We start from the raw sequence: 24,854 nt of genomic DNA, 5'->3' as shown, positions 1-24,854 counted from the left end.
GCGCCCCCAATGTGTGAAACTGGTCTAGACAACCCTGAACACCGAAGGGCAGCAACACATGGCTGAGCGCCGCGTCAACGTCGGCTGGGCCGAGGGTCTCCACGCCCGCCCCGCCTCCATCTTCGTCCGGGCCGCCACGGCCACAGGCGTCCCGGTGACCATCGCCAAGGCCGACGGCAACCCCGTCAACGCGGCCTCGATGCTGGCGGTCCTGGGCCTGGGCGCCCAGGGCGGCGAGGAGATCGTCCTCGCCTCCGACGCCGAGGGTGCGGACGCCGCCCTCGACCGTCTGGCCAAGCTGGTCGCCGAGGGCCTCGAGGAACTGCCCGAGACGGTCTGAGTGGCCCGAGCGGGTCTCCCGCACGGCACGGAAGCCGCGTCCGCCTTTCCGGCGGGCGCGGCTTCGTCTTTCCGGGCCGGGCTCGCGTGGAATTTCACGGCGGCGGCGCCACGACGGCACCTGAATTACCCCGGACAGTCAAAAAAGGGCAGCATGAATGCGCCGCCCCGGAATTGCTCTTCTTTGTATACGGCGCCTGTGTTAATTCCGCAGGCTCGGCATGTTTACGGCATGTTGCGAATTCCTCACACGCTCCGCGCGCTCGCCCCCGGAGCCGAAGCGCAGCCGGTGCGCGGACAGCCCGCGCTCGGTGTGCAGGGCGGTGAGCGCGCGGGCGCGTTCGCCGTCGCCGCGCGCCACCGCGTCCACGATCGCGCCGTGCTCCGCCCAGGACTCCACGGGGTCGGCGGACGCCTCCACGGCGTACATCCAGGCGATCTTGTGCCGCAGCTGGGTCAGCGTCGAGGTGAGCGCGGTGCTGCCCGAGGCCTGGGCCAGCGTCTCGTGGAACCAGCCGCCCAGCGAGCGCAGATCCTCGCTGTTGCCCCGCCTGGCCCGCTCCTGACCCAGCCTGACCAGGCCCCGCAGCACCTTCAGATGGGCCTCGGTGCGCCGCTGGGCGGCCCGTGCGGCGCCGAGCGGCTCCAGCAGGGTGCGCATCTCCAGGACGTCGGCCGCCTCCTGCTCGGTGGGCTCGGCCACGCACGCGCCCGCGTGCCGTCGGGTCACGACGAAGCCCTCCGCCTCCAGGGTGCGCAGCGCCTCGCGCACGGGGACACGGGAGACGCCGTAGCGGCGGGCGAGGACCTCCTCCGTGAGCCGGCCGCCGCGCTCCAGGACACCGGCGACGATGTCGTCCCGGATCGCGGTGCACACCGAGTGCGCCGGAATACGCATGCCGACCTCCGCCTTAATCCCCGTGAAACGTCGACGAATGACGTGTGTTCAGCGACTCTATGGCAAGAAGCGTGAATTTCCGACGGCGGGCCGGAATCCATGGATATTTTTTGGACAGTCCTTGTCCAGAAAGACCGAAAGCCCCGGCTCGGGAGCCGGGGCCACGTTAAGGCGGACGGGCGCGTCAGAGCGCGACGCCGTGCGAGCGCAGATAGCCGACCGGGTCGATGTCGGAGCCGTACTCGGCGGTGGTGCGCGCCTCGAAGTGCAGATGCGGGCCCGTGACGTTGCCGGTGGCGCCGGACAGGCCGATCTGCTGGCCGGGGGTGACCGTCTGGCCCACCGAGACGCCGATCGACGACAGGTGCCCGTACTGGGTGTAGGTGCCGTCGTTCATCTTGATCACGACGTTGTTGCCGTAGGCCCCGCCCCAGCCGGCCTCGACGACGGTGCCGGCGCCGACCGCGTGCACCGAGGTGCCGCTGGCGGCGTGGAAGTCGATGCCGGTGTGGCTGCCGGAGGACCAGAGGCCACCGCCGGACTGGTAGGAGGTCGACACGTACGACCCGGCGATCGGGGCGACGTAGGACAGCAGGCGCTTGCGCTCGGCCTCCCGCGCGGCGCGCTCCTTGGCCTCCCGCTCCTGCTTGGCCTTCTCGGCGGCCTTGTGGCGCGCGGCCTCCTGGGCGGCCTGCTTGAGGGCCGCGGCCTCGGCGGCGGCCCGCTCCTGGGCGGCGGCCTGCGCGTCGATCTGGGTGGCGATGGAGTCCTCGACGGCGACGACCGGGATGAGACCGGTCTGCTCCGCGGCGGGCTCGGCGGCCAGCGCGGGGGCGGCGAGGGTGCCCACGACGCCGGTGGCGGTGAGGGCGGCGACACCGGCCGCACGGGCCGTGGTGCGCTCGAACCGGCCGGGCTTGCGGTGCTTCCCGGAGGGGCGGTTCTTCCCCGTGGCGCAGCTGAACGCCATGTGGTGGCTGGTCCTTTCCTTCCCTCTCGCCTACCGGGTTAGCTGACGGGTTCGGAGCAGGAAGGTCTCCTACGGACCCCCTCGCGGCTGCGCGGGCGTCCGATTCACCCCAGGGACTGCGGTGGGTCCCCGGCTCCCCTGGCTCGCGCCATACGGGGACTCGGCGATGACTGTCCGGTGCCGCGGGCGCGGCGCACTGCCTGACGAACAGCCCGGAAGACGCTAAGCGGGACAGTGTTCAATTCCCAAACGGAACGCGGCTTTTGTAGCGCATCCCACAGGGCAGACAGGCCGCCTCCGCCCCAATTCGGGCATAAGGGAGCCCTGGTGACGTTGCCGTCACCAGGGCTCCCCCGCGCGCGGGACGGGCCGGTGCTCTAGTCGGCCGTCACGACGGTGACTTCGCCGATGCCGAGGGCCTCGACGGGCTCCCGGATCGCCGACGCGTCGCCGACGAGGACCGTGACGAGACGGTCCGCCGGGAAGGCGCTGACGACCGCGGCGGTGGCCTCGACGGTGCCGGTGGCGGCGAGCTGCTGGTACAGCGTCGCCTGGAAGTCGTCGGGGAGGTGCTGCTCCACCTGGTCGGCCAGCGTGCTCGCCACGGCGGCGGCCGTCTCGTACTTCAGCGGCGCCACCCCGACCAGGTTCTGCACGGCGAAGTCCCGCTCGGCGTCGGTGAGTCCGTCGGCGGCGATCCCGCGCAGGACGGTCCACAGGTCGTCCAGGGCGGGGCCGGTGTTGGGCGTGTCGACGGAGCCGGTGATGGCGAGCATCGAGGCGCCGGTGCCGTCCGGCGCGGAGCGCAGGACCTGCCCGAACGCCCGCACGCCGTAGGTATAGCCCTTCTCCTCGCGCAGGACCTTGTCCAGCCGGGAGGTGAGCGTGCCGCCGAGGCAGTACGTGCCGAGGACCTGCGCCGGCCACACGCGGTCGTGCCGGTCGGGGCCGATCCGGCCGATCAGCAGCTGCGTCTGCACGGCTCCGGGGCGGTCCACGATGACGACCCGCCCGGTGTCGTCCGCGGTGACCGGCGGGACGGGCCGCGGCTCGGCCTGCGAACCGGTCCAGGCGCCCAGGCTGTCGCCCAGCAGGGCGTCCAGGTCGACGCCGGTCAGGTCGCCGACGACCACGACCGTGGAGGTGGCGGGGCGCACATGCCGCTCGAAGAACGCGCGTACGGCCGCGGAGTCGATGCCGGCGACGGTCTCCTCGGTGCCCTGGCGGGGGCGGGACATGCGCGAGGACGCCGGGAACAGCTGCCGGGACAGCTCCTTGGCCGCCCGGCGCGACGGGTTCGCCAGCTCGTGCGGGATCTCGTCGAGGCGGTTGCGCACCAGGCGCTCCACCTCGGCGTCGGCGAACAGCGGCGCCCTGAGCGCGTCGGCGAGCAGGTCCAGCGCCTTCGGCAGCCGGGAGACCGGCACCTCCAGGCTGACCCGGACGCCGGGGTGGTCGGCGTACGCGTCGAGGGTGGCGCCGCAGCGCTCCAGCTCGGCCGCGTACTCCTCGGCGGTGTGCTTGTCGGTGCCCTCGGACAGGGCGCGCGCCATGATCGTGGCGATGCCGTCCAGGCCCGCGGGCTCGGCGTCGAGCGGCGTGTCGAGGAGGACCTCGACGGCGACGACCTGCTGGCCGGGGCGGTGGCAGCGCAGGACCGTCAGGCCGTTGTCCAGGGTGCCGCGCTCGGGGGCCGGGAACGCCCAGGGCCGGGGCGCGCCGGCCTGGGGCTGCGGGTGGAACTCCATGCTCGCGAGTTCGGTCACTGCGCCGACTCCTCGTTCTCGTCGGTGGTCTCGTCGGCCTCGGCGGCGGTCGGCTCGTACACGAGCACCGCGCGGTTGTCCGGGCGCAGCCGGGCCTGGGCGACCGCCTGCACCTCCTCGGCGGTGACGTCGAGCACGCGCTGCACGGCGGTGAAGGCGAGCTGCGGGTCGCCGAACAGGACGGCGTACCGGCACAGTTCGTCGGCGCGGCCGGCGCAGGTGCCGAGCCGGTCCAGCCACTCGCGCTCCAGCTGGGCCTGCGCGCGTTCCATCTCCTCGGCGGTGGGGCCCTCCGCGGCGAAGCGGGCGAGCTCCTCGTCGACGGCGGCCTCGATCACCGGCACCTCGACGTCACCGGAGGTCTTCACGTCCAGCCAGCCGAGGGAGGGCGCGCCCGCCAGGCGCAGCAGGCCGAAACCGGCCGCCACGGCCGTACGGTCGCGCCGCACGAGCCGGTTGTAGAGGCGGGAGGACTCGCCGCCGCCGAGGACCGTCAGCGCCAGGTCGGCGGCGTCGCACTCGCGCGTGCCGTCGCTCGGCAGGCGGTAGGCGGCCATCATCGCGCGCGCGGGGACGTTCTCCTCGACGACCTCGCGCAGCTCCTCGCCGATGACGTCGGGCAGCGAGCCGTCCCGCGGGGCCGGCTTGCCGTCGTGCGCCGGGATGGAGCCGAAGTACTTCTCGACCCAGGCCAGCGTCTGCTCCGGGTCGATGTCGCCGACGATCGACAGCACGGCGTTGTTCGGCGCGTAGTAGGTGCGGAAGAACGCGCGCGCGTCCTCCAGGCTCGCCGCGTCGAGGTCGGCCATGGAGCCGATCGGCGTGTGGTGGTAGGGGTGCCCGTCGGGGTACGACATCGCGGTCAGGCGCTCGAAGGCGGTGCCGTACGGGACGTTGTCGTAGCGCTGGCGCCGCTCGTTCTTCACGACGTCGCGCTGGTTCTCCAGGCCCTCCTCGTCGAGCGCCACCAGGAGGCTGCCCATGCGGTCGGCCTCCAGCCAGAGCGCGAGCTCCAGCTGGTGGGCGGGCATGGTCTCGAAGTAGTTGGTGCGCTCGAAGCTGGTGGTGCCGTTCGGTGAGCCGCCCGCGCCCTGGACGAGTTCGAAGTGGCCCGTGCCCTTCACGCTGTTCGACCCCTGGAACATCAGGTGCTCGAAGAGGTGGGCGAGTCCGGTACGGCCCTTGACCTCGTGGCGGGAGCCGACGTCGTACCAGAGGCAGACCGCGGCGACCGGCGTGAGGTGGTCCTCGGAGAGCACCACGCGCAGGCCGTTGGCCAGGCGGTGCTCGGTCGCGGTGAGGCCGCCGGATTGTGCCTCCGGTGTGGCCGTGTGACCCATGGGCAAGGTGTCCTTCCGGTCGCGTGCGCTGCGTTGTGTCGAGCGGATCCTGCTCAGCTCCTGCCACTGTATGCAGCGTCCGGAGGCTCGGCGAAGTTCCCGGTCGGGACGCCGGGCCGGTCCGGGGCCGGCCGCGGCCTCCGGCGGCCTCCCCCAGGGCCCTCCGCGCCCCTTCGCCCGGCCTCACCGGGCGGATGCGGCGGAGGCGGGCCGTCCGGGCCCCGGCCCGGCACCGTTCGGCTCGACCTGGCATGCTTCCCGTCGATCACCCCTGAGGGTGAACGGTCGCGCGGCACCGGCTTGCCGCCGGCGCCGTGCGCGGTCCCGAGGCCGTCCTTCACGCCACCGCGGTCGCGGGAGGAGACCGGAGTCGGCGACACTTCACCTCGCCGGGCGGGAGCCCAACATCGGGTCCTGGTCGGTGGTTGTCAGTGCCGCGGTCCACAATGGTCCGCGTCAGACCCGTCACACGCTTGCGCCACAGCACACAGAAGGAGCCGGCAGCGATGGCCCGCCGCAGCACGAAGACCCCGCCGCCCGACGACTCGTTCGAGGAGCGGATCCTCGACATCGACGTCGTCGACGAGATGCAGGGCTCCTTCCTCGAGTACGCCTACTCGGTCATCTACTCGCGTGCCCTGCCGGACGCCCGTGACGGCCTGAAGCCGGTGCACCGCCGGATCGTCTACCAGATGAACGAGATGGGCCTGCGCCCCGACCGCGGCTATGTGAAGTGCGCCCGTGTCGTCGGCGAGGTCATGGGCAAGCTGCACCCGCACGGCGACGCGTCGATCTACGACGCCCTCGTGCGCATGGCGCAGCCCTTCTCGATGCGCGTGCCCCTGGTCGACGGCCACGGCAACTTCGGCTCCCTGGGCAACGACGACCCGCCGGCCGCCATGCGGTACACCGAGTGCCGGCAGGCGCAGGCGACGAGCCTGATGACGGAGTCGATCGACGAGGACACCGTCGACTTCGCCCCGAACTACGACGGCCAGGAGCAGGAGCCGGTCGCCCTGCCGGCCGCCTTCCCGAACCTGCTGGTCAACGGCGCGTCCGGCATCGCCGTCGGCATGGCGACGAACATGCCGCCGCACAACCTCTCCGAGGTCATCGCGGCCGCCCGGCACCTGATCCGCCACCCGAACGCGGATCTGGACACGCTGATGAAGCACGTCCCCGGCCCCGACCTGCCGACCGGCGGCCGGATCGTCGGCCTCTCCGGCATCCGGGACGCCTACGCGACGGGCCGCGGCACCTTCAAGATCCGTGCGACGGTCGAGATCGAGACGGTCACCGCCCGCCGCAAGGGCCTCGTCGTCACCGAGCTGCCGTTCGCGGTCGGCCCGGAGAAGGTCATCGCGAAGATCAAGGACCTGGTCGGCTCGAAGAAGCTCCAGGGCATCGCGGACGTCAAGGACCTCACCGACCGCGAGCACGGCCTGCGGCTGGTCATCGAGATCAAGAACGGCTTCGTGCCGGAGGCGGTCCTGGAGCAGCTGTACAAGCTGACGCCCATGGAGGAGTCCTTCGGCATCAACAATGTGGCGCTGGTCGACGGGCAGCCTCTCACCCTGGGCCTGAAAGAGCTGCTGGAGGTCTACCTCGACCACCGCTTCGAGGTCGTACGGCGCCGCAGCGAGTTCCGGCGCGGCAAGCGGCGGGACCGGCTGCACCTCGTCGAGGGCCTGCTCACGGCGCTCATCGACATCGACGAGGTCATCCGCCTGATCCGCTCCAGCGAGAACGGCGCGCAGGCCAAGGAGCGCCTGATGGAGCGCTTCTCGCTGTCCGACGTGCAGACGCAGTACATCCTCGACACGCCGCTGCGCCGGCTCACCAAGTTCGACCGCATCGAGCTGGAGGCGGAGAAGGACCGGCTGGGCCGGGAGATCGACGAGCTGACCCGGATCCTGGAGTCCGACGCGGAGCTGCGCAAGCTGGTCTCGACCGAACTGGCGGCGGTGGCGAAGAAGTTCGGCACCGAGCGGCGCACGGTCCTGCTGGAGTCGTCCGGCACCCAGGTGTCCGCCGTGCCGCTGCAGGTCGCGGACGACCCGTGCCGGGTGCTGCTGTCCTCGACGGGTCTGCTGGCCCGCACGGCGAACGGCGACCCCTTCGCGGACGGCGGCGACGCCAAGCGCTCCAAGCACGACGTGATCGTCTCGGCGGTGCCGGCCACGGCACGCGGCGAGGTGGGCGCGGTGACCTCGGCGGGCCGGCTGCTGCGGATCAGCGTGGTCGATCTGCCGCAGCTCCCGGAGACCGCGTCGCGGCCCAACCTGGCGGGCGGCGCGCCGCTGTCGGAGTTCCTCTCCCTGGAGGACGGCGAGCGGGTGGTCTGCCTGACGACGCTCGACGAGTCCTCCCCCGGCCTCGCGCTGGGCACCGAGCAGGGCGTGGTCAAGCGGGTCGTGCCCGACTACCCGTCCAACAAGGAGGAGCTGGAGGTCATCACCCTGAAGGAGGGTGACCGGATCGTCGGCGCGGTCGAGCTGCGCACCGGCGAGGAGGACCTCGTCTTCATCACGGACGACGCCCAGCTGCTGCGCTACCAGGCGTCCGCGGTCCGCCCGCAGGGCCGTCCGGCGGGCGGTGTGACCGGCATCAAGCTCGCCGAGGGCGCGAAGGTCATCTCCTTCACGGCGGTGGACCCGGCGTCCGACGCGGTGGTCTTCACGGTCGCGGGCTCGCGCGGCACCTTGGACGACTCGGTCCAGACGACGGCCAAGATGACCCCGTTCGACCAGTACCCGCGCAAGGGCCGCGCCACAGGCGGCGTGCGCTGCCAGCGGTTCCTGAAGGGCGAGGACTGCCTGTCCCTGGCCTGGGCGGGCCCCGCCCCGGCACGGGCCGCCCAGAAGAACGGCACCCCGGCCGAGCTGCCCGAGATCGACCCGCGCCGCGACGGCTCGGGCGTGTCCCTGCCGAAGACGGTCGCGGTGGTGGCGGGGCCGTTCTAGGAGCCGCCGGAGCCGAGGAGGCCGCGCGCGTCAGGCGGCCTCTTCGGGCTCGGGGTCGCTGCCCCGCCCCTGCCTTTCCTCGTCCGGGTCCCGGACATAGCGGAGGACGCCCCACATGCCGTGCTCGTCCGCGGTGTGCGGGGCGTCGCTCGCGCACGCCCGCAGGTCCTTCTCCAGGGCGGCCGTGTCGATGCCGGAGCCGATGAGGACGAGCTGGGTGCGGTGGGGCGTCCCGGCGGGCCACCGCTCCGGGTAGAAGCGCAGGAACGGCCCGACGGCGTGCACGGCGTACCGGTTCGCGGGGTCGTACGCCCCGAAGTCCACGTGCCCCTTGATCCGGTACAGCCCCTCGGACCTGCCGTCGAGGAAGCCGATCAGCCGGCGCGGATCGAGGGGGACGTCGGAGGTGAACGACAGGCTGTCGTAGCCGGTGTGCAGATGCCCGTCGTGGTCCTGGCCCTGTCCGGCGTGCTGGTGCAGATCGTCGAACGACAGCTGCCCGACGCGCTCCTCACTGGGACGGCAGTCGAAGAGGAAGCCGGGGTCGATCCGGCCGTAGGTGGCCGGGACGACGGCGGCGTGTTCGGCGAGCTCACGCACGAGACCGAGCACGCGCTCGCGGTCCGCGGCCCGGTCCAGCTTGTTGACGACGACGAGGTCGGCGAGGGCGAGATGCCGGTCGATCTCGGGGTGCCTGCTCCGGGTGGCGTCGAACTCGGCGGCGTCGACGACCTCGACGAGCCCGCCGTACACGATGCCCGGCAGCTCGCTGGCGAGCAGCATCCGGACGAGTTCCTGCGGTTCGGCGAGGCCGCTGGCCTCGATCACGATGACGTCGATCCCGGTGCCGGGCCGGGCGAGCCGCTCCAGATAGCCGTCGAGCTCACTGGAGTCGACCGCGCAGCACAGGCAGCCGTTGCCCAGGGACACGGTGGAGTCGCCGAGCGCCCCGGCGACGGCGAGCGCGTCGATCTCGATGGCGCCGAAGTCGTTGACGATCGCGCCGATCCGGGTGCCTCCGCTGTGATGGAGGAGGTGGTTGAGCAGAGTCGTCTTGCCGGAACCGAGGAATCCGGCGAGGACGACGACCGGAATCTGGTGCTGGCCCTGGCCCGGCTGAGTCACCGTGCGACCTCTCTCGCGCCGACGGGTGCACCGGCTCGTGGCCCGGCGCACGGATGAGAAATGAATGCCGGACCAGGATACGAGCGGTGAGAATCGCCGCGAAGTGAACGATTGTTAGCAGCACTTGCCGGGCAGACGTCTGGCATGGCGCTGGAGTGTGCGACCCTCGCTTCCCTCCGTGCGCCTCCTCTCCGCCTCCCCGCCGATCAGAGCCGCTCGGCACTCTGGGAGACGGCAAGCGCCGCCCACCGCTCGCCGGTCCCCTCCAGTCGACCCACATCCCGACGACCGGCGGACGGCCGCCGCCTGATTCGGGGGTTGACATGGTCACACGGAAACGTTCCACAAGGAGGCTGGGTGCCGCCACGGTCGCGGTCATGACTGCCACCACCGCGACACTGGCGGCACGCCAGTGGCGGACGGAGAAGACGCGTCAGCACGAACGCCGGCTGGAGCTCGAGGTGCGCCGGCTGGAGCTCGAGGAGTTGGCGATCCGCAGGACCGCGCTGGCCCACCAGCAGCGGATGCACTGGGAGTTGCTGTCGAGGGCGATCGACGACCCCTCGCTGGCCGAGGTGATCGACACCTACGACCAGAGCATCCCGCCGGAGAGGCGCCGGCAGTTCTTCTACGCCAACGCCTGGTACGTCCACCTGTACCACCTCTACCAGGCGGAGCTTTACAACCGGGAGGAGCTGTACACCCGCCTACGAGAGTTCTTCCAGAGTCCGGTGTTCCGCGAGTACTGGGAGGCGTCGCGGCACAACCGCGCGAGTCTGGAGGACTCGTCGGAGGAGGCTCAGGTGGGGCGCATGGTCGACGGACTGGTCAAGGAGCTCGACGAGGCCGACACCGACGAGTGGTGGGTGGTCGGCGATCCACCGACCGACTGAGCGCTGAACGCCCGCGGTGCGTCAACAGCACCGCGATCAGGAGGCGTCCGAGTGACTTTTTCGCGGTCCGGCCACAAGAGCCTCAGGAGCACCAGTAACGTGCTGCCCACCACTCTGTCCACCTAGGCTTTTGTTCGCGTAAGGACCCGTACCTTTGAAGATCGTGCGCCGCATCGGTGTGCCTCCAAGCGCCCGAGGCAGTAGTTCAGGAGCTACCTGCCCCGACGTGTTCGAGCTCAGCGACGGCAATTTCGCCGTCATCGGCACCGAGGCCACCGAGGCGCTTGACCCGGAGCTGCCCGCCGATGCCGCCCGCGCCGACTACGAGCGCATCGTCATCGTCAGCCGCGAGACCCTCATCCGCGCCAAGGCAGACATCCCGGACGCCTGAGGCACCTCGCACCGGCACGCGCCCACCCGGACCCGTGCCGTCACGCCCCGGCCGCCGCAACAGTCGAGCGAGCCAGGCATCCGACCCGGCGAGCAGCCCGTACCCCGCCCCTGCTCGATCTTCACCGATGAGGCCTGGAGCCAGAACGGCACCAGGCCACTCGTATGTCAGGACCCCGCCTCGGACGGCGGGGTTCAAGCCGCCACCGGCACCTCGACCGGCGCCCCCGGTCCCACATACCGCGCCGCCGGGCGGATGATCTTCGAGTCCTCCGCCTGTTCCAGCAGGTTGGCGCTCCAGCCGACGACGCGGGCCGCCGCGAAGGTCGGGGTGAACATCTCGCGGGGCAGACCGCACCGCTCCATGACCACGCCCGCGTAGAACTCGACGTTCGTGTGCAGTTCGCGGCCCGGCTTCAGTTCGGCCAGGATCGCCTCCACCCGCCGTTCGACCTCCACCGCGAAGTCCACGCGCGGGCCGCCGAAGGACAGGGCGATCTGCCGGAGCATCCGGGACCGGGGGTCCTCCGTGCGGTAGACCGGGTGCCCGAAGCCCATGATGCGGTCACCGGCGAGGACGCGTTCACGGATCCACGGGTCGATACGGTCCGGCGTCCCGATGGCGTCCAGCGTGTCCAGCGCACGGCTCGGCGCACCCCCGTGCAGCGGCCCGGACAGCGCGCCCACGGCCCCCACCAGGCAGGCCGCGACGTCAGCCCCCGTGGAGGCGATGACCCGCGCCGTGAAGGTGGACGCATTGAATCCATGGTCAATGGTGGAGATCAAGTATTGCTCGACGGCCCGCGCCCGCTCCGGCCCGGGCTCCTCCCCCGTCACCATGTACAGGTAGTTCGCCGCGTAGGACAGGTCGTCACGCGGCTCCATGGGGTCGAGCCCGCTCCCCAGCCGGTGCAGCGCGGCCAGCAGCGTCGGTACGGCCGCCGCGGCGACCAGCGTGTCCCGTCGGCGCCGGCCCGCGTCGAGGTCGTACACCGGCCGGAACCCCTTCGCCGCGCCCAGCAGGGACAGCGCGGTGCGCAGCCCGGCCAGCGGGCCGGAGCGACCGCTGCCCGCGGCGATCGCCGGCAGCACCGCCCGCACCTCCTCCGGAAGCCGTCTCAGCGCGACGGTCTCGGCACGGAACGCGGCGGACCGCGCGGCATCCGGCAGCTCGCCGTGCACGAGGAGGTGCCAGACGTCCTCGAAGGGCCGGGTCCGGGCCAGCTCGACGGCGGAGTACTGACGGTAGTGGTAGAAGCCCTCGCGCCCCCGGACGTCGCCGACCTCGGTGTCGGTCACGACGACTCCCGCGAGCCCGCGCGGGACGTCGACGAGTGTGGCTGCTGACCTGTTGACGGACATGGTTGCCTCCCTGGACTTGATTCGACTGTCCATGCTTGACTGTTTGTCTGTCAATGTTGATTGAGTCAAGTTGGGTCAATGCGAGGATCCAGGTACTGCCGGCTGGATACGGTGACCCCATGCGCGATCAAGAACCCGGCCCGGAGGGGCGGCGGCTCACCACCCAGGAGGCCGCCGAACTGCTCGGCGTGAAGCCCGAGACCGTCTACGCGTACGTCAGCCGCGGCCACCTCAGCAGCCGCCGCGTGCCCGGCGGACGGGGCAGCACCTTCGACGCGAAGGAGGTCGAGACGCTCGCCCGGCGCAACAGACGGGAGGGCACGGCCGGTTCGGGTTCCGCCGCCGACCTGTCGGTGCGGACGGGGCTCACGCTCATCGACGCCGACCGCTACTACTTCCGCGGCGTGGACGCGACCGAGCTGGCCGCACGGCACTCCTACGAGGAGGTCGCCGAGTGGCTGTGGACGGGACGGCTGCGCCCCGGCGTGACCTTCACCGCGCCCGCGGCCTCCGTCGCAGCCGCCCGCCGCGCCGCCGGCGCCCTGCCCGAACACGCCGGCCCGGTCGACCGCCTGCGCGTCGCCGCGGTCGCCGCCGCGGTCGCCGACCCCTTGCGCTTCGACCTGTCGGAGGAGGCCGTGCTCGCCACCGCGCGCAGCCTGATCCCGACGCTCGTGGCGGCTCTCGGCCCCGCCGACCCCGCCGACCGCGAGGAGGGCCCGCTGGCCCGCCGGCTGTGGGGACGGCTCAGCGGGCGCCCCGCCGACGAGGCCACGCTGAACGTGCTGGACACGGCGCTCGCCCTCCTCGTCGATCACGACCTGGCCGCCTCGACCCTGGCCGTCCGGGTCGCCGCGTCGGCCCGCGCGCACGCCTACGCGGCCGTCTCCGCGGGTCTCGGCGTCCTCGAGGGCCCGCTGCACGGCGCGGCCAGCGGCCTCGCCCACCGGCTCCTCGTGGAGGTGCTCGACCGCGGCGACGCCGGACCCGTCATCGCGGAGGAACTCCGGGCGGGCCGGCGCATCCCCGGCCTCGGGCACCGGCTCTACACCGGCGAGGACCCCCGGGCGCGGCTGCTGTTCACGCTGCTCGCGGACCTGCCGCGCTGCGAACCCGCCCTCGCCGCCGCCCACGACATCGTCGCGACGGCCGCCCGCCACACCCCGCTGCACGCCAACGTCGACCTGGCGCTGGCCGTGTTCACGGCGTCCCACGCGATGCCCGCGACGGCGGGCGAGACGATCTTCGCGGTGGGACGGACGGCGGGCTGGATCGCCCACGCCCTGGAGGAGTACGGCGAACGACCGCTGCGGATGCGGCCGACGGGGCAGTACACCGGTCCCAAGCCGCCGCAGCCGCTGCCACAACCACCGTCGCAGCCGCTGCCCGAGTAGGCCCGGCCCGCGGCCGCCGTGTCGTGCGGGCCTGGGAGAGCCGCCCGCGCCGGCCCAGGTTAGGCTCACCTCTGTGAGTACGTGCACGACCGTCTCGCAGGACCTCGACGAGCCCGTCGCGGGAACCGCGGCGACCGCGACGACCTGGCTGCTGCTGGAGCAGCCCGGTCCGTGGGGTGCCAAGGCACTCACCCAGAGCCACCTGGATCCCGCGCTCGGCCGCGCGCTGGAGACCGCCGCGCAGGGCACGGGCGTCCGGATCGCGCTGATCCGCCGGCCCGGCCGGCACGCCGACAGCGGACTCCCCACCGAGCGCCGGGTCTACGCCGCCCACACGGTGCCCGGCGCCGTATGGCTGCGCACCGCCACCGTCCGCGACCCGCGTCAGCTGCTCGACCTGGACCTCGCCGCCCTCGGCCGGGGTGATCACCGCACCTTCGACAGCGCGCTCGGCGGCCGGGCCCACACCGGGGACCCGCTGGCGCTGGTGTGCACCAACGGCAAGCGCGACCGCTGCTGCGCCCTGCTCGGCCGGCCACTCGCCGCCGAACTGGCGGCCTCCGGCGTGGACGGCGTCTGGGAGGTCACGCACCTCGGCGGCCACCGTTTCTCACCGACGCTGCTCGTGCTGCCGTACGGCTACGCCTACGGGCGGGCCGAGGCGGATGTGGTGCGCAGGGTCCTGGACGGGGTCAGGGAGGGCCGCATCATCGGCGAGGGCTGCCGGGGCAACTCGGCGTGGGAGCGGCCCGGCCAGGCCGCCGAGCTGGCGGTGCGCAGGACCACCGGGGAGACGGCCGCCGAGGCGCTGAGCGTCGTACGGACGGAGGGCGCCGCTCCGCGCTGGGCGGTGACCGTGGCCCATGCGGACGGGCGGCGCTGGCGGGTCGACGTGGCCCAGGGTGCCGCCCAGCCGCCGCGCCCCGAGAAGTGCGGCACGTCGGTGCTGGGCTCGCCCGCGCGTATGGACGTCCTCGCCGTACGGGAATTCAGGATGACGGCCACGGCGCTCGCGGGCTGACCCCGCCCCCGGCGCCCCGCCGCTGCACCCTGCACCCTGCACGAGATCCCCGCCACATCCCCCTACGGTCCGCCCCGCACCGCCGCGTACGGTCTGGGGCATGAGCCCCGCCTCCCTCACCCGTCGCCTGCGCCTGGGTCTGCCCCGGCGCATGTTCGCGCAGGTGCTGCTGATGCAGGTGGCGATCGCCGCGGGCGTGGCGGTGCTGGCCACCGGGCTGTTCCTGGCGCCGCTCAGCGACCAGCTCGACGACCAGGCGATGCGCCGTGCGCTGTCCATCGCCCAGACCACGGCCGCGCAGCCGCGGATCGCCGAGGACCTGGTCCGGACCCCGGCGACGGCCGACGGCCCGGTGCAGCGGGAGGCGGAGCGGATCCGCGCGGCGACCCGGGCCGAGTACGTCGTCGTGATGGACCGGCGGGGCGTGCGCTGGTCCCATCCGACCGCGCGCGAGATCGGGCGGCCGGTCTCGACCGACCCGGGGCGGGCGCTGGCGGGCCACGAGGTCATGCAGATCGACGACGGCACGCTGGGCCGCACCGCGCGCGGCAAGGTGCCGTTGCGCGACGGCGACGGCCGGATCGTCGGCGCGGTCTCGGTCGGCATCGCCTACGACAACGTGCGGGCCAGGCTGCTGCACGCCATCCCGGGGCTGTTCGCGTACGCGGGCGGCGCCCTGGCGGTGGGGGCGCTGGCGGCCTGGCTGATCTCCCGGCGGCTCCAGCGGCAGACCCGTGACCTGGCGTTCTCCGACATCTCGGCGCTGCTGGCGGAGCGCGAGGCGATGCTGCACGGCATCCGGGAGGGCGTCGTCGCGCTGGACCGCACGGGGCGTATCCGCCTCCTCAACGACGAGGCGCGGCGGCTGCTCGGCCTCGGGGACGAGGCTGTCGGCCGCTCCCTCGACGAGGCGCTCGGCACCGGCCGGACCGCCGATGTGCTGGCCGGACGGGTCACCGGCACCGACCTGCTGACCGTGCGCGGACAGCGCGTCCTCGTCGCCAACCGCATGCCCACCGACGACGGCGGCGCCGTCGCCACCCTGCGCGACCGCACGGAGCTGGAACAGCTCGGCCGGGAGCTCGACTCGACCCACGGCCTGATCGACGCCCTGCGCGCCCAGGACCACGAGCACGCCAACCGCATGCACACGCTCCTCGGGCTGCTGGAGCTGGAGATGTACGACGACGCCGTGGAGTACGTCGGGGAGGTCGTCGGTGATCACCGGTCGACCGCGGAGGAGGTCGCCGGGAAGATCCAGGACCCGCTGCTGGCGGCCCTGCTGGTCGGCAAGGCGACCGTGGCGGCCGAACGCGGCGTCGCGCTGCGCCTGTCGGAGCGCACCGGGCTCCCGGACCGGCTGGTCGATCCGCAGGGACTGGTGACCGTCGTGGGGAACCTGGTGGACAACGCCGTGGACGCCGTCGCCGGCACCGCGCACGCGCGCGTGGAGGTCGAACTGCGCGCCGAGGGACGCGCGGCGACCCTGACGGTCCGCGACACCGGGCCGGGAATCCCGGTGGAACAGCGCGAGTTGATCTTCACCGAGGGCTGGTCGACCAAGCGGCGCCCGGCCCATCGGGAGCGCGGGATCGGGCTGTCGCTGGTGCGGCGCCTGGCCGAACGGCAGGGTGGTACGGCCCGGGTGGGCGAGGCCGCCGGGGGCGGCGCCGAGTTCACGGTCGTCCTGCCCGAGGCGCTGACCGGGCCGGAACCGGCTCTCAGTACACAGGGTGACGCGCGCACCGGCGCCGAGGAGGAGTCGCGATGATCGAGGTCCTGGTCGTGGACGACGACACGCGCGTGGCGCGCGTCAACGCCGCCTACGTCGAGAAGGTGCCCGGCTTCCATGTGGCCGGTGAGGCGCACACGGCCGCCGAGGCGCTGCGGCAGGTGACCGGACTGCCGCGCCTCGACCTGGTCCTCATGGATCACTACCTGCCGGACGACACGGGGCTGGCGGTGGTCCGGGAGATGCGCCGGCGCGGCCACCAGACCGACGTGATCATGGTGACGGCGGCCCGGGACGTGACGACCGTACAGGCGGCGATGCGGCTCGGGGCGCTCCAGTACCTGGTGAAGCCGTTCGCCTTCGCGGGACTGCGCGCCAAGCTGGAGGCGTACGCGGAGCTGCGTCGCACCCTCGACGGCGGCGGCGAGGCGGAGCAGGCCGAGGTGGACCGCATCTTCGGTGCGCTGTCCGCGCCGTCGGAGCCGCATCTGCCCAAGGGGCACTCCCCCACCACCGCCGAGTCGGTGCGCCGGGCCCTGATGAACGCCTCGGGGCCGCTGTCGGCCCAGGAGATCGCCGAACGGACTGGGGTGAGCCGGCAGACCGCCCAGCGCTATCTGAAGCTCCTGGAGCGCACCGGGCGGGCCCGCCTGACCCTCAAGTACGGGGACGCGGGCCGCCCTGAGCACCGGTATGTGTGGGCGACCCGCGCCTGAGGCACGGCCCCGTGGGGGCGGGGGAAGGAACCGTGCCGCCCTCTCTTACGGACGGAACGTGCCCTGACTCTCAAGGCGACGATGGTCCTGGACCGCCCGTGATGGGCCTGGACAGTCCGTGACGGTCCTAGACCGCCCCCGCCCCGGTCAGCGACCGGACCTCCGTCTCGGCGTGCTTGGCCTCGTCGGGGGCCTCGGGCGAGGTGACCGTGCCCAGCCAGCCGGCGACGAAGCCCAGCGGGATCGAGACGATGCCGGGATTGTCCAGCGGGAAGTACTGGAAGTCGACGCCGGGGAACAGCGACTGCGGACCGCCCGACACCACGGGTGACAGGGCGACGAGCACCATGGCCGGGATCAGGCCGCCGTACACGGACCAGACGGCGCCCCGGGTGGTGAAGTCGCGCCAGAACAGGGAGTAGAGCAGCACGGGCAGGTTCGCGGAGGCGGCGACGGCGAACGCGAGGCCCACGAGGAAGGCGACGTTCAGGTCGCGGGCGAGCAGCCCGAGGGCGATGGCGACGACACCGATGCCCACGGCGGCGAGGCGGGCGACGGTGACCTCGCTGCGGGCCTTGCCGCCCCGGCGGCGCAGGGACGCGTACAGGTCGTGGGCGACGGAGGCCGAGGAGGCGAGGGTGATGCCGGCGACGACGGCGAGGATCGTGGCGAAGGCGACGGCCGCCACGACCGCGAACAGCACCGTGCCGCCGGTGGAGTCGGCACCGCCGCCCAGGTCGAGGGCGAGCAGCGGTACGGCCGTGTTGCCGGCGGCGTTCGAGGCGCGCACCTCCGCGGTCCCCACGATCGCGGCGGCGCCGAAGCCGAGGACGATGGTCATCAGGTAGAAGCCGCCGATGAGGCCGATCGCCCAGACCACCGAGCGGCGTGCGGCGCGCGCGGTGGGCACGGTGTAGAAGCGCGACAGGATGTGCGGCAGCCCGGCGGTGCCGAGGACCAGGGCGAGGCCGAGGCTGATGAAGTCGAACCGGGACGTCCAGTCCCCGCCGTACCGGAGGCCGGGCGCCAGGAACGCCTGCCCGTGGCCGCTGTGCTCGGCGGCGCCGAGCAGCAGCCGGTCGATGTCGCCGTGGAAGCGGAGCAGGACGAGGACCGTCAGCGCGATGGTGCCGCCGAGCAGCAGGACCGACTTGACGATCTGGATCCAGGTGGTGGCCCGCATCCCTCCGAACGACACGTAGATCACCATGAGCGCGCCGACGCCGATGACGGTCCAGGCCTGCGCCGCCCCGCCGTCACCGCCGAGCAGCAACGCGACGAGGGTGCCGGCGCCCACCATCTGCGCCACCAGGTACAGGACGGAGACGGTGACCGAGGACGTCCCGACCGCGATACGGACGGGGCGCTCCCGCATGCGTGCCGCGACGACGTCGGCGAGGGTGAACCGCCCGCAGTTGCGGACGAGTTCCGCGACCAGGAAGAGCACGACCAGCCAGGCCACGAGGAAGCCCACCGAGTACAGCATCCCGTCGTAGCCGAACAGGGCGATCAGCCCGGAGATGCCGAGGAAGGACGCGGCGGACATGTAGTCGCCCGCGATGGCGAATCCATTCTCCATCGGCGAGAAGAGCCGGCCGCCGGCGTAGAACTCCTCCGCCGAGCCACGGCGGTTGCGGCCCGCCCAGGTGGTGATCGCCAGCGTGATGGCGATGAACACGCTGAACAGCAGCAGGGCCAGCGCGCGATGATCCTGTGTCATGCCACGCCCCCCTTGGTGCCCCGCGTCAGCTCCTGGGTGTCCCAGCGCAGTTCGAGCGCGGCGCGGTCGCGGCGCAGGCGCGCGTGGCGGGCGTAGGCCCAGGTGAGCAGGAACGTGCTGAGGAACTGCCCGAGCCCGGCGAGCATCGCGACGTTCACGGCGCCGGCCACGGGCCGGGCCATCAGGTCGGGCGCGGAGGTGGCGGCCACGACGTAGGCGACGTACCAGGACAGGAACCCGGCGGCGGCCGGCACGACGAACCTCCGGTAGCGGCTGCGCACTTCCTGGAAGGCGGCGCTGCGCTGCACCTCGAGGTACACGTCGGCGGCGGCCGGCGGAGCGGTGTCAGGGGCCTCCGTGACGTCCGACTCGCCCCATCCGGCGGCGAGGGCGTCGTACCAGGGATCGTCGTACCGCGGGGTTCTGGCGTCGCGGGGACGACCGTCGCTTGAGCACATGCCCCAGCATGGACAGAACGGAAAGACCGCCGACCGGGCTTCTCGGAGCGTTTCACCCCATCAGGTGATTCAGCAGGCAAAGCCGCATACCAGCAGGGCACGGCAGGAGTCGCGTCCACCGCGGGAAGGGCCCGGAACGACAGGACCGGCCGGGACTCACGCGCCCCGGCCGGTCCCCCGTACAGCGGTCTGCTTCTAGGTGTCGATGCGCGACCGGTCGAGCGTCGCGGCCGAGCTGGAGATGAACTCCTTGCGCGGCGCCACGTCGTTGCCCATCAGGAGGTCGAAGACCCGCTCGGCCGCCTCGAGGTCGGTGAGGCTGATCCGCCGCAGGGTGCGGTGGCGCGGGTCCATGGTCGTCTCCGCGAGCTGGTCGGCGTCCATCTCACCGAGGCCCTTGTAGCGCTGGATCGAGTCCTTGTAGCGCACGCCCTTGCTCTCGAACTCCATGAGCTTGTCGCGCAGCTCGCGGTCCGAGTACGTGTACACGTACTTGTCCTGGCCCTTCTTGGGCTGGACCAGCTCGATCCGGTGCAGCGGGGGCACGGCGGCGAACACCCGGCCCGCCTCGATCATCGGGCGCATGTACCGCTGGAACAGCGTCAGCAGCAGCGTGCGGATGTGGGAGCCGTCGACGTCGGCGTCGGTCATCATGATGATCTTGCCGTAGCGCGCCGCGTCGATGTCGAAGGTGCGCCCCGACCCCGCCCCTATGACCTGGATGATCGCCCCGCACTCGGCGTTCTTGAGCATGTCGGTCACGGACGACTTCTGGACGTTGAGGATCTTGCCGCGGATGGGCAGCAGCGCCTGGAACTCGGAGTTCCGGGCGAGCTTGGCGGTGCCCAGCGCGGAGTCTCCCTCGACGATGAAGAGCTCGCTGCGGTCGACGTCGTCGCTGCGGCAGTCCGCGAGCTTCGCGGGCAGCGAGGAGGACTCCAGGGCCGTCTTGCGGCGCTGCGCGTCCTTGTGCTGGCGGGCCGCGATACGGGTCCGGGCGGCGGCGACGGCCTTCTCGAGGACCACGCGCGCCTGTGCCGCCGCGTCCCGCTTGGTGGACGTCAGGAACGCCTTGAGCTCCTTGGCGATCACGGCGTTCACGATGCGGCGGGCCGCCGAGGTGCCGAGGACCTCCTTGGTCTGCCCCTCGAACTGCGGCTCGGCGAGACGGACGGTGACGACCGCGGTCAGGCCCTCGAGGGCGTCGTCCTTGACGATGTCGTCCTCGGCGACGCGGAGCATCTTCTTGGCGCGCAGCACCTCGTTGATGGTGCTCGCCACGGCGGTCTCGAAGCCCGCGACATGGGTGCCGCCCTTGGGGGTGGCGATGATGTTCACGAACGACTTCAGGGTCGTGTCGTAGCCGGTGCCCCAGCGCATGGCGACGTCGACGCCGAGTTCGCGGGTGACCTGGGTGGGGGTCATCTGGCCGTGCTCGTCCAGGACCGGGACGGTCTCCCTGAAGGTGCCCTGGCCGGTGAAACGGAGGACGTCGCAGACCGGCTTGTCGGTGGCCAGGTACTCGCAGAACTCGCTGATGCCGCCGTCGAAGCGGAAGGACTCCTCGCCCTTGCTGCCGCCCGCGCCGAGACCGACCTCGTCCCGGACGACGATGGTCAGGCCGGGCACCAGGAAGGCGGTCTGGCGGGCGCGCTGGTGCAGCGTCTCCAGGTCGAGCTTGGCGTCCTTGAGGAAGATCTGGCGGTCGGCCCAGTACCGCACGCGCGTGCCCTCACGCGCCTTGGGGATCTTCTTCGTCTTGCGCAGCCCGCTCTTGGCCTCGAACTTCGCCGTCGGGCCGTCGCCGGTGAAGGCACCGGGGACACCGCGCCGGAAGCTGATCGCGTGGGTGTGGCCGCCCCGGTCGACCTCGACGTCCAGGCGGGCGGACAGGGCGTTCACCACGGAGGCGCCGACGCCGTGCAGACCGCCGGAGGCGGCGTACGAGCCACCGCCGAACTTTCCGCCGGCGTGCAGCTTGGTCATGACGACCTCGACGCCGGAGAGGCCGGTCTTGGGCTCGACGTCGACCGGGATGCCCCGGCCGTTGTCCCGGACCTCGACGGAGCCGTCGTCGTGGAGGATCACCTCGATGTGGTCGCAGTAGCCGCCGAGGGCCTCGTCCACCGAGTTGTCGATGATCTCCCAGAGGCAGTGCATCAGACCGCGGCTGTCGGTCGACCCGATGTACATGCCGGGACGCTTGCGCACGGCTTCGAGGCCCTCGAGGACGAGCAGGTGCCGCGCGGTGTAGTTGGAACCGTCCCGGTCTGCTCCTGCCAGCAGCGCTGTGGACGGCACGGACGTATCGGCGGTCACGCGGTTCGCTCCTCGCTGAATTTCACTGGGCGCCCTAGTGGGTACGGGCGTGGCTTCGGTTGCCGCTCAGAGGGTACCGAGGCCTGGTAGAGCCGTTGTAACGCCACCCTCGTCGGAAGTCACCCTAGTCCAGACTCGTATGGATGTTCGATCCCTCGGAGGAGTGAAGCACATATCACGTTCCCTTCCAGGCATGAACCATTTAGGCTCCGGGCACGTCCTCATGAACAAACCGGCAACCCGGCCGGGGAGGACCGACCATGACCGAGAGCGCGAAACCGTAAGCACGACAGCACGCAATACGGCACATTCGCCGCCACACCGGCAGCAGCCCACCACACCCGAAAAAATTTCTCTCTGGGAGAAGCCACGAGCGGGAACGTTTTGGGGCTGGTTGGATGTTGACCCTGGTACGACAGCTCGTCGAGCTAGAGAAGAGGCGACGTGACTACTGTTCTGACCCCCGCGAGCCCCCTGACGGCCGCTGACCGCTGCGACCGTTGCGGCGCCCAGGCGTACGTGCGCGTCGTCCTGCTCAGCGGCGGAGAACTGCTCTTCTGCGCCCACCACGGTCGCAAGTTCGAGCCGGAACTCAAGAAGATCGCCGCCGAGATACAGGATGAGACGGAGCGTCTCACGGCTGCTCCCGGTACGGCGACCGACGAAGAGCGCTGACACCTCGCATCACGACGAGCCAGCATCGGCACAGGCCGACAGACGGGCGGTCCCCCCTGTAAATACTCAGGGGGGACCGCCCGCGCTCTTCTCAGCGGCGCTCAGCCGCTTCCCGCACCCTCCCGCGCCGCGGAGCGCCACCCCGCGGCCCGGATGACGTCGGACACCCGCGTGTAGACGCCGGGGCTCCCCGCACGGCCGCAGCCGTTGCCCCACGACACCAGTCCGATCAGCTTCCCCTGCGCGACCAGGGGCCCTCCGCTGTCCCCCTGACAGGCGTCCCGGCCTCCCTCGCGCTCCCCCGCGCACACCATGCTGTCCGCCAGATACCGCCCCTCACCACCGCCCGGATACGCCTCCTCGCAGAGCGCGTCCGGCAGCACCTGCACCCGCGCGGCCCGCAGCCCCCGCGGATAGTCCCCCGCTCCCGTGACATCACCCCAGCCGTAGACCAGGGCCGGGGTCCCCGGCACATAGGCGGGGTCGCCGGCGCCCGCCATCCGGATCACCGAGGCGGCGGGCAGGGCCTCGGCGAGGGAGACCACGGCGAAGTCACCGTCATTGGTGTCGCCGTCGTAGTCCGGGTTCACCCAGGCGCCCCTGACGGGGATCTCCTTGCCGTGCGTGGACGTCAGATCGGTCCGCCCCGCGATCACTCTGAGGTCGCCCACCTGCTCCGGCGGGGAGCCGAGCACCTCCGGGCTGAGGCAGTGGGCGGCCGTGAGCACGGTGGAGCGCCCCACGGCGACACCCACGCAGAACTGTCCCGCCCGGGTACCCCCGAACCGGTCACGACTGGACAGCGCCACCGTCCAGGGACTCTGGGACACATCGACGGGGAACCCGCCCACGACGACACGGTCGGCGGCCGCCGGGGCGGCCGTGACCAGCGGTATGGCGGCCGCCGCGGCCGCCAGAACCAGCGGCCGGGCCAGCGCCCGGACAAAGGTACGACGCATGACGCTCCTCACTCTCGGGTGGTCATGGCACACCCAGAGTGATTCAGCCGGTCCGGCCCCGCACCCGCGCGAACGACGAGAAGGCCCGGCGCCCCTGAGGGGTGCCGGGCCTTCCCTATGCCTCGGGGCGACCTAGTCGAGGTAGTCGCGCAGGACCTGCGAGCGCGACGGGTGGCGCAGCTTCGACATCGTCTTCGACTCGATCTGGCGGATGCGCTCACGCGTCACGCCGTAGACCTTGCCGATCTCGTCGAGGGTCTTCGGCTGCCCGTCGGTGAGACCGAAGCGCATGGAGACGACGCCGGCCTCGCGCTCGGACAGGGTGTCGAGCACGGAGTGCAGCTGCTCCTGCAGGAGCGTGAAGCTGACCGCGTCGGCCGGGACGACGGCCTCGGAGTCCTCGATGAGGTCACCGAACTCGCTGTCGCCGTCCTCGCCCAGCGGGGTGTGCAGGGAGATGGGCTCACGGCCGTACTTCTGGACCTCGATGACCTTCTCGGGGGTCATGTCGAGCTCCTTGGCCAGCTCCTCCGGGGTGGGCTCACGGCCCAGGTCCTGGAGCATCTGGCGCTGCACACGCGCGAGCTTGTTGATGACCTCGACCATGTGCACCGGGATACGGATGGTGCGGGCCTGGTCGGCCATCGCGCGGGTGATCGCCTGACGGATCCACCAGGTGGCGTACGTGGAGAACTTGTAGCCCTTGGTGTAGTCGAACTTCTCGACCGCGCGGATCAGACCGAGGTTGCCCTCCTGGATCAGGTCCAGGAAGAGCATGCCGCGGCCGGTGTAGCGCTTGGCCAGGGAGACCACGAGGCGGAGGTTGGCCTCCAGCAGGTGGTTCTTGGCGCGGCGGCCGTCCTCGGCGATGATCTCCAGCTCACGCTTGAGCTTGGGGGCCAGCTTGTCGGCGTTGGCCAGCTTGTCCTCGGCGAACAGACCGGCCTCGATGCGCTTGGCGAGCTCGACCTCCTGCTCGGCGTTGAGGAGGGGGACCTTGCCGATCTGCTTCAGGTAGTCCTTGACGGGGTCGGCGGTGGCGCCGGCCGCGGCGACCTGCTGCGCGGGCGCGTCGTCCTCGTCCTCGTCGGAGAGCACGAAACCGGCGGCCTCGGTGCCCTCGGGCTCGTCACCGGGCTTCGCCTCTTCGATGACCTCGTCCTCGACGAGCTCGGCGTCGTCCTTCTTGGCGGAGGTCTTCTTCGCCGCCGTCTTCTTGGTGGCGGCGGTCGTCTTCTTCGCCGCGGCCTTCTTGGCCGTCGTCTTCTTGGCGGCCGCCTTCTTCGCGGGGGCCTCGTCCTCGACGGCGGGTTCCGCGGAGGGTGCCGCGGGCGTGGCGGTGGCGGTGGCCTTCTTGGCGGTCACCGTCTTGGCGGCGACCGTCTTGGTGGCGGTGCGCTTGGCCGGACTCTTCGCTGCGACGCTCTTTCGGGTGCGCTTGGGCTCCGCGGCACTGACCATCAGCGTCACACCCTCTTCCTCGAGGATCTGGTTGAGGCTGCGCAGTACGTTCTTCCACTGAGTGGCCGGGATCTGGTCAGCTTCGAAGGCCCGACGCACATCGTCGCCGGCGATCTGCCCCTCAGCCTTTCCCCGCTCGATGAGAGCCATGACAGAGACGGACTCGGCGATCTCCGGCGGGAGCGTACGGGATGTGCTGGCCGACACGAACAACCTCTCGGAACGTTGGAAAGCGGCTTCCGGCCCCGTCCGGTGCGGACAGGAGCCGACCACCGGTCTGGGGATTGGACCGACGGTGCGGGCGGGGGCCGGGAAGATACACAGCGCCTCTTACGGCGTCCGTATTCCCTTCC

At 71.8% G+C, this 24,854-nt stretch carries 20 protein-coding genes and 1 riboswitch; of the genes, 9 read left to right on the top strand and 11 right to left on the bottom strand.

The features are described from left to right. Positions 1-58 precede the first annotated feature (58 nt). A complete protein-coding gene (locus tag F8R89_RS26520; protein WP_029382363.1) occupies positions 59-340 on the top strand; it encodes an HPr family phosphocarrier protein in 282 nt (93 codons plus the stop codon). Between the two features lie 201 nt (positions 341-541). On the opposite strand, the gene F8R89_RS26515 is transcribed toward F8R89_RS26520, so the two are convergent. From F8R89_RS26515 to F8R89_RS26500, 4 genes are all read right to left on the bottom strand, one after another. Next, positions 542-1,237 carry a GntR family transcriptional regulator gene (locus F8R89_RS26515; RefSeq protein WP_151786294.1) on the bottom strand — a complete coding sequence of 232 codons (696 nt, stop codon included), beginning with the start codon at positions 1,235-1,237 and terminating at the stop codon, positions 542-544. 184 nt (positions 1,238-1,421) lie between these two features. Next, entirely contained in the window at positions 1,422-2,207 is a 786-nt protein-coding gene (locus F8R89_RS26510; protein ID WP_151786293.1) for a M23 family metallopeptidase, read from the bottom strand. Between the two features lie 12 nt (positions 2,208-2,219). Then, a riboswitch (cyclic di-AMP (ydaO/yuaA leader) is annotated at positions 2,220-2,383 on the bottom strand. Between the two features lie 201 nt (positions 2,384-2,584). Next, positions 2,585-3,973 (bottom strand): M16 family metallopeptidase, encoded by a 1,389-nt coding sequence (locus tag F8R89_RS26505; protein WP_151786292.1) that lies wholly within the window; start codon positions 3,971-3,973, stop codon positions 2,585-2,587. Beyond that, complete coding sequence (locus tag F8R89_RS26500) at positions 3,970-5,313, bottom strand: M16 family metallopeptidase (protein ID WP_151786291.1); 1,344 nt, start codon at positions 5,311-5,313, stop codon at positions 3,970-3,972. The genes F8R89_RS26505 and F8R89_RS26500 overlap by 4 nt, the downstream gene beginning before the upstream one ends. A 506-nt stretch (positions 5,314-5,819) precedes the next feature. Between F8R89_RS26500 and F8R89_RS26495 the strand changes: the two genes are divergently transcribed. Next, positions 5,820-8,276 (top strand): DNA topoisomerase (ATP-hydrolyzing) subunit A, encoded by a 2,457-nt coding sequence (locus F8R89_RS26495; protein ID WP_151786290.1) that lies wholly within the window; start codon positions 5,820-5,822, stop codon positions 8,274-8,276. Positions 8,277-8,306: 30 nt separating this feature from the next. Here F8R89_RS26495 and F8R89_RS26490 read toward each other — a convergent pair whose 3' ends face one another. Further along, positions 8,307-9,401 carry a CobW family GTP-binding protein gene (locus F8R89_RS26490; protein ID WP_151786289.1) on the bottom strand — a complete coding sequence of 365 codons (1,095 nt, stop codon included), beginning with the start codon at positions 9,399-9,401 and terminating at the stop codon, positions 8,307-8,309. 377 nt (positions 9,402-9,778) lie between these two features. Here F8R89_RS26490 and F8R89_RS26485 point away from each other — a divergent pair, with 377 nt between their 5' ends. Both F8R89_RS26485 and F8R89_RS26480 read left to right on the top strand, forming a co-directional pair. Beyond that, entirely contained in the window at positions 9,779-10,294 is a 516-nt protein-coding gene (locus F8R89_RS26485; RefSeq protein ID WP_264158892.1) for a DUF6082 family protein, read from the top strand. A 154-nt stretch (positions 10,295-10,448) separates the two neighbouring features. After that, positions 10,449-10,685, top strand: a complete 237-nt coding sequence (locus tag F8R89_RS26480; protein WP_128430880.1) for a hypothetical protein — start codon at positions 10,449-10,451, stop codon at positions 10,683-10,685. Between the two features lie 194 nt (positions 10,686-10,879). On the opposite strand, the gene F8R89_RS26475 is transcribed toward F8R89_RS26480, so the two are convergent. Beyond that, entirely contained in the window at positions 10,880-12,046 is a 1,167-nt protein-coding gene (locus tag F8R89_RS26475) for a citrate synthase/methylcitrate synthase (RefSeq protein ID WP_151786287.1), read from the bottom strand. Positions 12,047-12,165: 119 nt separating this feature from the next. Here F8R89_RS26475 and F8R89_RS26470 point away from each other — a divergent pair, with 119 nt between their 5' ends. The 4 genes from F8R89_RS26470 (at position 12,166) to F8R89_RS26455 (ending at position 16,909) form a co-directional block, all read left to right on the top strand. Next, positions 12,166-13,440 carry a citrate synthase gene (locus F8R89_RS26470; protein WP_151786286.1) on the top strand — a complete coding sequence of 425 codons (1,275 nt, stop codon included), beginning with the start codon at positions 12,166-12,168 and terminating at the stop codon, positions 13,438-13,440. Positions 13,441-13,513: 73 nt separating this feature from the next. Next, positions 13,514-14,461 carry a sucrase ferredoxin gene (locus tag F8R89_RS26465; RefSeq protein ID WP_151786285.1) on the top strand — a complete coding sequence of 316 codons (948 nt, stop codon included), beginning with the start codon at positions 13,514-13,516 and terminating at the stop codon, positions 14,459-14,461. A 100-nt stretch (positions 14,462-14,561) separates the two neighbouring features. After that, positions 14,562-16,232, top strand: a complete 1,671-nt coding sequence (locus F8R89_RS26460) for a sensor histidine kinase (protein WP_151786284.1) — start codon at positions 14,562-14,564, stop codon at positions 16,230-16,232. Beyond that, entirely contained in the window at positions 16,229-16,909 is a 681-nt protein-coding gene (locus F8R89_RS26455; RefSeq protein ID WP_151786283.1) for a response regulator, read from the top strand. The genes F8R89_RS26460 and F8R89_RS26455 overlap by 4 nt, the downstream gene beginning before the upstream one ends. Before the next feature lie 127 nt (positions 16,910-17,036). On the opposite strand, the gene F8R89_RS26450 is transcribed toward F8R89_RS26455, so the two are convergent. From F8R89_RS26450 to F8R89_RS26440, 3 genes are all read right to left on the bottom strand, one after another. Continuing rightward, positions 17,037-18,629 carry a cation acetate symporter gene (locus tag F8R89_RS26450; RefSeq protein ID WP_151786282.1) on the bottom strand — a complete coding sequence of 531 codons (1,593 nt, stop codon included), beginning with the start codon at positions 18,627-18,629 and terminating at the stop codon, positions 17,037-17,039. Next, positions 18,626-19,087 carry a DUF485 domain-containing protein gene (locus tag F8R89_RS26445; protein ID WP_151786281.1) on the bottom strand — a complete coding sequence of 154 codons (462 nt, stop codon included), beginning with the start codon at positions 19,085-19,087 and terminating at the stop codon, positions 18,626-18,628. Before F8R89_RS26445 ends, F8R89_RS26450 begins: the two co-directional genes overlap by 4 nt. Before the next feature lie 195 nt (positions 19,088-19,282). After that, positions 19,283-21,406, bottom strand: coding sequence for a DNA gyrase/topoisomerase IV subunit B (locus F8R89_RS26440; RefSeq protein ID WP_151786280.1), 2,124 nt, complete (start codon positions 21,404-21,406; stop codon positions 19,283-19,285). A 444-nt stretch (positions 21,407-21,850) separates the two neighbouring features. Between F8R89_RS26440 and F8R89_RS26435 the strand changes: the two genes are divergently transcribed. Continuing rightward, positions 21,851-22,081: a hypothetical protein gene (locus tag F8R89_RS26435; RefSeq protein WP_151786279.1), complete on the top strand. Its 231-nt coding sequence runs from the start codon at positions 21,851-21,853 to the stop codon at positions 22,079-22,081. A gap of 101 nt (positions 22,082-22,182) precedes the next feature. Here F8R89_RS26435 and F8R89_RS26430 read toward each other — a convergent pair whose 3' ends face one another. Next, a complete protein-coding gene (locus F8R89_RS26430; RefSeq protein ID WP_151786278.1) occupies positions 22,183-23,040 on the bottom strand; it encodes a serine protease in 858 nt (285 codons plus the stop codon). A gap of 132 nt (positions 23,041-23,172) precedes the next feature. Then, positions 23,173-24,708: an RNA polymerase sigma factor gene (locus F8R89_RS26425; protein WP_151786277.1), complete on the bottom strand. Its 1,536-nt coding sequence runs from the start codon at positions 24,706-24,708 to the stop codon at positions 23,173-23,175. Positions 24,709-24,854 lie beyond the last annotated feature (146 nt).

It is taken from the genome of Streptomyces sp. SS1-1, from assembly GCF_008973465.1.
GTDB lineage: Bacteria > Actinomycetota > Actinomycetes > Streptomycetales > Streptomycetaceae > Streptomyces.
The sequence above is the reverse complement of the archived record's forward strand: the minus strand, read 5'-3'. Positions and strand labels throughout refer to the sequence as shown.